At 71.3% G+C, this 6,956-nt stretch carries 7 protein-coding genes; 4 read left to right on the forward strand and 3 right to left on the reverse strand.

Annotated features, from left to right (window positions below):
* The first annotated feature begins 22 nt into the window (after positions 1–22).
* Both ACIBJC_RS36180 and ACIBJC_RS36185 read left to right on the forward strand, forming a co-directional pair.
* Positions 23–1,507, forward strand: a complete 1,485-nt coding sequence (locus tag ACIBJC_RS36180; RefSeq protein WP_399300175.1) for an ATP-binding protein — start codon at positions 23–25, stop codon at positions 1,505–1,507.
* A 1-nt stretch (position 1,508) separates the two neighbouring features.
* Positions 1,509–3,152 (forward strand): type IV secretory system conjugative DNA transfer family protein, encoded by a 1,644-nt coding sequence (locus ACIBJC_RS36185; protein ID WP_399300178.1) that lies wholly within the window; start codon positions 1,509–1,511, stop codon positions 3,150–3,152.
* A gap of 36 nt (positions 3,153–3,188) precedes the next feature.
* Here ACIBJC_RS36185 and ACIBJC_RS36190 read toward each other — a convergent pair whose 3' ends face one another.
* From ACIBJC_RS36190 to ACIBJC_RS36200, 3 genes are read right to left on the reverse strand one after another with little or no spacing between them, the layout of a single operon-like run.
* Positions 3,189–3,599 carry a VOC family protein gene (locus ACIBJC_RS36190; protein WP_399300181.1) on the reverse strand — a complete coding sequence of 137 codons (411 nt, stop codon included), beginning with the start codon at positions 3,597–3,599 and terminating at the stop codon, positions 3,189–3,191.
* A 34-nt stretch (positions 3,600–3,633) separates the two neighbouring features.
* Positions 3,634–4,077: a helix-turn-helix domain-containing protein gene (locus ACIBJC_RS36195; RefSeq protein WP_399300184.1), complete on the reverse strand. Its 444-nt coding sequence runs from the start codon at positions 4,075–4,077 to the stop codon at positions 3,634–3,636.
* Positions 4,074–4,631 carry a GNAT family N-acetyltransferase gene (locus tag ACIBJC_RS36200; protein WP_399300187.1) on the reverse strand — a complete coding sequence of 186 codons (558 nt, stop codon included), beginning with the start codon at positions 4,629–4,631 and terminating at the stop codon, positions 4,074–4,076. Before ACIBJC_RS36200 ends, ACIBJC_RS36195 begins: the two co-directional genes overlap by 4 nt.
* Before the next feature lie 194 nt (positions 4,632–4,825).
* On the opposite strand from ACIBJC_RS36200, the gene ACIBJC_RS36205 reads away from it, so the two are divergent.
* On the forward strand, positions 4,826–6,142 hold the full coding sequence (locus tag ACIBJC_RS36205) for a sensor histidine kinase (RefSeq protein WP_399300191.1): 1,317 nt from the start codon (positions 4,826–4,828) through the stop codon (positions 6,140–6,142).
* Positions 6,139–6,819 (forward strand): response regulator, encoded by a 681-nt coding sequence (locus tag ACIBJC_RS36210; RefSeq protein WP_399300195.1) that lies wholly within the window; start codon positions 6,139–6,141, stop codon positions 6,817–6,819. The genes ACIBJC_RS36205 and ACIBJC_RS36210 overlap by 4 nt, the downstream gene beginning before the upstream one ends.
* Positions 6,820–6,956 lie beyond the last annotated feature (137 nt).

The following is a 6,956-nucleotide window of genomic DNA, read 5'->3' on the forward strand; positions in this document are numbered from 1 at the left end:
GAAGAGCCGAAAGGGGCTTGTGGTGCGAGATCCGCTGTCCGTCCTCACGGAAGCCTTCACCAGCTTCCTCTTCGGGAAGGTGGAGACGACCCGGCTGCCCGTCCGTACGTCGACGGGCCAGGCCCAGGCCGTCTACCTGCCCACCGCGGCCCCCGGCCTCGGCGACTCGGGCGTGATCATCGGCCGTGAGGTCTACAGCGGCAAGGGCTACATCTACGACCCCTTCCAGTTGTACGGACAGCAGCTCCCCGCCCCGCACTGGCTGGTCCTCGGCGAGTCCGGCAACGGCAAGTCGGCGCTGGAGAAGACCTACGTCCTGCGCCAGCTCCGCTTCCGCGACCGCCAGGTCGTCGTCCTGGACGCGCAGGGCGAGGACGGCGCCGGCGAGTGGAACCTCATCGCCCAGGAGCTGGGCATAACCCCCATCCGGCTGGACGCGATGGCGGCGCTCGACCACGGGATCCGGCTCAACCCGCTCGATCCGGCGATCACCACGACCGGGCAGCTCGCCCTGCTCCGTACGATCATCGAAGTCGCGATGGGCCACGGCCTCGACGAGCGCTCCGGTTTCGCGCTGAAGGTGGCGCACGCCTACGTCAACGCGACGATCACCGACCGGCAGCCCGTGCTGATGGACATCGTCGAGCAACTGCGCCACCCCGAACCCGAGTCGGCCGAGGCCATGAACGTCGACCTGGACGACGTACGCGCCTGGGGCCTGGACGTCGCCCTGGTCCTGGACCGGCTGGTCGACGGTGACCTGCGGGGCATGTTCGACGGACCGACCACGGTCGGGATCGACCTGGACGCCCCGCTGATCGTCTTCGACCTCTCGCACATCGACCGCAACTCGATCGCGATGCCGATCCTGATGGCGATCGTGGGCGTCTGGCTGGAGCACACCTGGATCCGCCCCGACCGCAAGAAGCGCATCTTCCTGGTCGAGGAAGCCTGGCACATCATCAACTCGCCCTTCGTCGCCCAGCTCTTCCAGCGACTGCTGAAGTTCGGCCGGCGGCTCGGCCTCTCGTTCGTGGCGGTGGTCCACCACCTCTCCGACGTGGTCGACGGGGCGGCGGCCCGGGAGGCAGCGGCCATCCTCAAGATGGCCTCGACCCGCACGATCTACGCCCAGAAGGCCGACGAGGCCAGAGCGACCGGCCTGGTCCTCGGCCTGCCCCGCTGGGCGGTGGAGATCATCCCGACGCTCACCCCCGGGATCGCGGTCTGGGACGTCAACGGCAATGTCCAGGTCGTCAAACACCTGGTCACGGAGGCGGAACGGCCGCTGGTCTTCACCGACCGGGCGATGACGGAGAACTCCGAGGCGTCGGACGCCGCCGACGCGGCCGAGGCCCGGCGCGCCGGGCTGCTGCCACCGGATCCGCACCAGCCGTACGAGCCGCACGAGGACATGCGGGCCGCGGAGTGGGAGGCGGAACAGCGGGCGGCCCTCCTGGAACGGCAACGGCAGTTCGACGAGTCCTCCGAGTCGACGGTGGCGTGACATGCCGCGCCACCACCAGGAGGAGCGGCGGCCAGGACAGGGCGGTCAGGGCGGTCAGGGCGGCATCCCCGACGGGCTGCTGGTGGGCCTGCTGGGCTTCCTGCTCGGGCTGACGCTGCTGGTCTGGACGGCCACCGGGCTGGCGGGGCTGTTCGCCCACGGCGGCTGGCCACGGGGCGTGACCTTCGTCCGTACGCCGATGGCCATGCGCGAACTCGCCTCGGCACCGCACGACCTGCCGGGCGCCTGGCCCGAGACCCCGCCGGGGGAGCTGTCGGGGTACGGGCTGTTCTGGGGCCTGCTGATCAGCCAGCTCATGGTGCTGACCGTCCTGACGGTGTTCGTGCTCGGGGTGGTGGCGCGCTACCGGGTGGTACGGGCGAGACGCAAGGAGCAGGAGCGGTACGAGGGGTACGAGCAGGACGCGCGGAATACCCGGGACGCCCGGGACGCCGTACCCCGGCAGGCCCCCGTACCGGTCCACGAGCCCGCGCTGGAACACACGCTGGAGCACGCGCCGCCGGCGCACGACCCGCTCGGCAAGAGCCCGCCCCAGAGACCGAGCCCGGTCCCTGCCCCGGAACCAGCGTCGGGGTCGGGGTCGCCCCCTGCTCCTGCCCCTGTCCCGGACCCGATCCCGGTACCAACGGCGGTACCAACCCCCGTACCAGCCCCCGCCCCACGGCCCGTCCCGGTGCCCGTCCCCGCCGCCCCCGCCCCGCGCGTACGGTACGGCGACCCGGCCACCCGACGCCCCGTCGCCGTCCAGGCAGTCCTGGACGCCGTGGGCCCCGCCCTCGTCGTCACCTCCGCCCCCGCCGTCTGGGCCGAGACCAAGGACGCGCGGGCCAAGCTCGGCCCCGTCCTCGTGTACGACCCGGGCCACCTCTGCGACACCCCCGACCGGCTCCACTGGTCCCCCACCGCAGGGTGCGAGGACCCCGTCACCGCCGCCGCCCGCGCGACCGCGCTGCTCTCCCCCGTACGCCCGCACGCGCTGCTCGACGCCGCCATGGCCGATACGGCCGAGACGCTCCTGCGCTGCTGGCTGCATGCCGCGGCGGTGGACGCGCGGCCGGTGAAGCAGGTGCTGCGCTGGGCGCAGGGCGGGGGCGCGCAGGAGGCCGTACGGATACTCCGTACGCACCCCAAGGCGGCCTCCGGCCTCGCCGGGCTGCTGGAGTCCGCACTCACCGGGCATCCCGAACGCCGAGAGGTCGCCCAGCAGTTGACGGCACGGGCGCTCTCCGCCCTCTCCTCGGTCCATATCCGGAACGCCTGCACGCCGAACAGAACCGATGCCCTCGCGCTGGATTCTTTTGTGAGCGAGGGGGGCACGCTTTATGTGGTGGGCGAGTCGATCGAAGATCCCCGCGCCCGCCCGGGTGCGATGCCGCTGCTCACCGCACTCACCTCAAGCGTGGTCGAGCACGGCCGCCGCATGGCCGTACGGTCATCTGACGGTCGGCTCGACCCACCAATGTCCCTCGTCCTGGACGACGTGGCGGCGGTGGCGCCGTTCCCCCGCGTCCCGGAGCTGCTGACCACCGGCCAGGAGCGAGGCATGCCGACGCTCGCCCTGCTCCGCTCCCGGCAGCAGGGCAAGGACCGCTGGCCCCACGAGGAACTGCCGGACACTCCGTAGGGAACTGCCGGACGCCCCGTAGAGGCCGGACGTCCCTCAGCCGGCGGGCTGGGTGAAGCGGATGCTGTTGCCGAAGGGGTCACGGAGACCGCAGTCGGTTCCGTACGGACGTTCGGTGGGCTCGTCGGTGAACTCGACGCCCCGGGCCAGCAGCGTCTCGTACGTCTTGCGGCAGTCGTCCGTGCTGAAGAAGAGCGAGCCGCCCGTGGCGCCCTTGGTGACCAGCTCGCGGACCTGCTGCGCCGTCTCCTCGGACATCGCGGGAGGGCCCGGCTTCTCCAGCAGGACCTGGCGCTCCGGGTGACCGGGAACGTTGACGGTCAACCAGCGCATGAAGCCCAGGTCGACATCGGTGTTGACCTCCAGGCCGAGCTTGCCGACGTAGAAGTCGAGGGCCGCGTCCTGATCGAGGACGTATATCTGTGAGTGCGTGATGGCGTTGAACATGTTCATCACGCTACTGGGCAAGCCGGGCGAAAACTTATCCAAAACTGCTCGGCCGCTTCCACGCCATGGTGAAGCAGTTCGGTACGCCCGTGACCGCCGCCTCCGTAGCCGCCGCCTCCTTGGCCGCCGCCTGCTCGGCCACGGCTTCCTTCCGGTACGTCCTCGGCGACCGGCCGACGATGTCGTGGAACGTACGGCTGAAGGTTCCCGGGCTGCCGAAGCCGACCTCGAAGCAGATGTCCGTCACGCTGTGATCGCTCTCCCGCAGCAGGAACATCGCCCGCTCGACACGGCGACGCTGCAAGTAACGGTGCGGCGTCTCACCGAACGTCGCCCGGAACGTGCGGGTGAAGTGCGCCGGCGACACATGGGCGATCCGGGCCAGGGCCGGGACGTCCAGGGGCTGCGCGTAGGCCCGGTCCATCGCATCCCGCGCGCGGAGCATCCGGCGGTTGGTCTCTTCCGCAGCGCGGCTCACGGTCGCTCGACCGCCAGCTCCAGCTCCTTCGCGGACGGGTCACCCGCCATCGGCACGCTCCCGCCTGTCGCCGCGAAGCCGAGCTTGCGGTACGCGGCGGCGGCCCGCGGATTCCCCTCGTTGACGTAGAGGCGTACGCGCGCGAGCCGCGGGTCCTCCAGCGCCCACGCCCAGTCGAGGGCCGCCCCGACCAGCTCGCCGACGACCCGGCCGCCCCGGTGCTCGGGCCGTACGAAGACGCCGACGAGATGGCCCTGCGCCCGCTCGACGGTGCCCCCGAAGAAGTCCTCCCGCCCGGCCTCCTCGACCAGCACGGCCACCGACCCCGACCAACCCCCGTCGGCCGCCTCGGCGACGAACTGTACGGAGCGGGTCCCGTGCCGCGCCGAGAAGCCGGCCGCCCGCTCCTGCCAGACGGCGTCGGGGTGCTCCACGGCCTGCTCGTACGTCTCCAGAAAGGCCACCGGCGCCGCCGGGTCCCGGAGCGCGTCGAGCCGGAGTTCCCTGGTCCTGGGCCATTCGTCGGGGCGTACCGTCCGTATCACGTGGTTCATGCGCCGATCCTCCGCGCGCACCACCCCGCACGCAACGCGTTTCCCCCCTCGACACCCGGCCCCCGTACTCCCCCGGTACTACGCGGCGCCCCATCACCCGCCTCCGGTACGACGATCCGCGCCCGCCCGCTGCCTACCGTCGACCCCATGACCACTCTCCGCGCCACCACGAGGACGACGAGGACGACGAGAATATGGGTGTGCACACGACAGCCGAGGAGCGCGCCACGGACGCCGGGACGGCCCCCGGCGCGGGCTGGTCGGCCGGTGCCCAGCCCCTCACCGGCCGGCTGAACCGGCTCGCGGGCCGGATCCGGCGCTTCGACCGCCGGCACCCCCTGACCTGGGACATCCACGTCACCGCCTTCTTCGTCGTGGCGGCGCTCATCGACGCCTCGGGCGGCTGGCGGAGCACCGCGCTCACTCCGGATGCGCCGACGTGGCTGGTGGTGGTGACGAGCCTCGGCTTCTGCGTACCGCTGCTGTGGCGCCGCAGTCACCCGGTCACCGTGATGCTGGTGATGCTGCCGTTCGCCCTGGTCAACACATGGAGCGGCGCCCACCTTCAGGCGTACTTCGTCCCAACCGTCGTCCTCTACAACATCGCGCTACGGCTCCCGCTCCGTACGCTCACCGGCTGCGTCGCCGTGGGCCTGGCGCCCTTCGCCCTGGCCCTCACCCGCTACACGGCCGACAGCTGGAACTACTACATCGTGCCGGGCGCGAACATCCTCGTGATGGGCGCGCTGCTGGGGCTGGCCGTACGGAGCCGCCAGGAGTACACCGCCTCGCTGGTGGAGCGCGCGCGGCGGCTGGAGGTCGAGCGCGACCAGCAGGCCCAGCTCGCCGCCGCCGCCGAACGCGCCCGTATCGCCCGCGAGATGCACGACATCATCGGCCACAACCTCTCCGTCATCACGGGCCTCGCGGACGGCGGCTCCTACGCGGCGAAGAAGAACCCGCAGCGCGCGTCGGAGGCGCTGGAGGCCATCGGCACGACGAGCCGCCAGGCCCTCGCCGAACTGCGCCGTCTGCTGGACGTCCTGCGCGAGACCCCGATCGCCGAACTGGCACCGCAGCCCGCGCTGGCCGATCTGGACCACCTGATCGACGGTGTACGGGCCGCCGGGCTGCCCGTACACATGACCGTGCTCGGACCGGCGGACTGCCTGCCGGCCGGGCAACAGCTCACGGTCTACCGGGTGGTGCAGGAGGCTCTCACCAACACGCTCAAGCACGCGGGCCGGAAGGACGGAAAGCCGCCAGGAACCGACGTGAACGTGTCGTACGCACCGGACGGCGTGACGGTGACGATCACCGACTCCGGACCAACGGCGGACCAGCACCGGGGCAAGCCCGCCAGGGGCACGGGCCGGGGCATCACCGGAATGCGTGAGCGGGCGGCCCTGTACGACGGCACACTGGAGGCCGGCCCGCTGCCGCACCCGGAGCACGGCTGGCGCGTCCGCCTCCACCTCCCCAGCATCCAGAAGGACACAGCAGACCAGTGACCACCGTGCTCGTCGTCGACGACCAGCCCATGCAGCGCTTCGGCTTCCGCATGCTTCTGGAGAGCCAGGACGACATGACGCTCCTCGGCGAGGCGGGCAACGGCACGGAGGCGGTACGGCTCGCGGCCGAACTCCACCCGGACGTGGTCCTGATGGACATCCGCATGCCGGGCCTGGACGGCATCGAGGCCACCCGCAGAATCGTGGCGTCCGGCAGCCGGAGCAGGATCCTCATCATGACGACGTTCGACCTGGACGAGTACGCGTACGCCGGGCTGCGGGCGGGCGCCAGCGGCTTCCTCGTCAAGGACGCCCTTCCGGAAGAGCTGCTCTCCGGGATACGTGCCGTCGCGAGCGGCGACGCGGTGGTGGCCCCGAGCCTGACGCGCCGCCTCCTGGACGCGTACGCCCACCACCTGCCGACGGCGAACACTCCCCCGGCCCACCAGGAGCCGGCCGACACCCATCCCCGGCTCGCCCGGCTCACCGACCGCGAGCAGGAGATCCTCACCGCCATCGGCCAGGGCTGGACGAACCAGGAAATCGCGGAACGCTTCCACCTCGCGGAATCGACGGTGAAGACGCATATCTCCCGCATCCTCGCCAAGACGGGCGCACGGGACCGCGTCCAGGCGGTGATCCTGGCGTACGACAGCCGCCTGGTGACCCCGGAATGAACAGGGCACGGGATGGCCCCATCCCCACCGGAACGGGAGTCGGAAATGGGCCTGGAACGCAGAAATGCCCCGCACCAGAGGTGCGGGGCATTCCCGTCAATAATTGTTCGGCGGCGTCCTACTCTCCCACAGGGTCC

The sequence above is a fragment of the Streptomyces sp. NPDC050509 genome, from assembly GCF_044457965.1.
Lineage (GTDB): Bacteria > Actinomycetota > Actinomycetes > Streptomycetales > Streptomycetaceae > Streptomyces.

What these genes read in the sequence shown, in the direction of transcription:
- ACIBJC_RS36185 (WP_399300178.1), top strand. Translation starts at nt 1,509, where the DNA reads ATGCCGCGCCACCACCAGGAGGAGCGGCGGCCAGGACAGGGCGGTCAG.
- ACIBJC_RS36190 (WP_399300181.1), bottom strand. Translation starts at nt 3,599, where the DNA reads ATGTTCAACGCCATCACGCACTCACAGATATACGTCCTCGATCAGGAC.
- ACIBJC_RS36200 (WP_399300187.1), bottom strand. Translation starts at nt 4,631, where the DNA reads ATGAACCACGTGATACGGACGGTACGCCCCGACGAATGGCCCAGGACC.
- ACIBJC_RS36205 (WP_399300191.1), top strand. Translation starts at nt 4,826, where the DNA reads ATGGGTGTGCACACGACAGCCGAGGAGCGCGCCACGGACGCCGGGACG.